The 1,003-nt window shown below is 45.1% G+C and carries 2 rRNA genes; both read left to right on the forward strand.

The window, feature by feature from the left end:
* Positions 1-60: ribosomal RNA gene (locus EXN75_RS17480) — 16S ribosomal RNA — on the forward strand; the annotation flags it as partial.
* A gap of 420 nt (positions 61-480) precedes the next feature.
* A 23S ribosomal RNA gene (locus tag EXN75_RS17485) occupies positions 481-1,003 on the forward strand; the annotation flags it as partial.

Below are 1,003 nucleotides of genomic sequence, written 5' to 3' on the forward strand. Positions count from 1 at the left end.
ATTGGGGCTAAGTCGTAACAAGGTAGCCGTACCGGAAGGTGCGGCTGGAACACCTCCTTTCTGGAGAGACGATTATCCTATGAAGAGATAGGAATCTGATAAAAGTTCGCTTCTCTTCTTGTACGCAACATCTGTTTGATTAAATACAGGAGACAGGGACTCCGAAAATTATAAGGTTTATACCTTATCAGGTTTACACCTTATATAATATATAGGACGGCCCGCAGGAATGGTTCAACTCCACAATCTCCACTCCAAAGGAAAAGGTTGGTATGAAGTATTTTTTTACTTTTTTACCTTTTAACCCTTTTACCTTTAAAAGATCTTTGACATATTGACACAAGCAAAACTGTAAGTAATGAACTTTAGTTCAGACTAAGGTAAATCAAATCGCAAGATGAGATTTCACTTTGTTAGAATACAGCTGAAAGTATGAGCTACTTATTCGCTGTTCGGAAACGAATAGCAGATACAGTCGTAAAGAAAGTAAGAAAGGGCGTATGGCGGATGCCTAGGCTCACGGAGGCGATGAAGGACGTGATAAGCTGCGATAAGCTTCGGGTAGGTGCAAATAACCCTTGATCCGAGGATTTCCGAATGGGACAACCTAACCGTCTGAAGGACGGTTACTAGCACTCATGTGTTAGAGCTAACGCAGGGAACTGAAACATCTTAGTACCTGTAGGAAGAGAAAATAAATGAATGATTCCCCCAGTAGTGGCGAGCGAACGGGGAACAGCCCAAACCGCTGACGTCGCAAGGCGCCAGCGGGGTTGTAGGACCGCGACATTGTACTCAAATGGCGAGTGGAAGTATCTGGAAAGTTACATCACAGAAGGTGATAATCCTGTACACGAAGCCAGCTGAGACATAGCGGTATCCTGAGTAACGCGGGACACGAGGAATCCTGCGCGAATCTGCCGGGACCATCCGGTAAGGCTAAATACTCCCGTGAGACCGATAGCGAACGAGTACTGTGAAGGAAAGGTGAAAAGAACCCCGA

Source organism: Segatella hominis (assembly GCF_004535825.1).
Taxonomy (GTDB): Bacteria; Bacteroidota; Bacteroidia; order Bacteroidales; family Bacteroidaceae; genus Prevotella; species Prevotella hominis.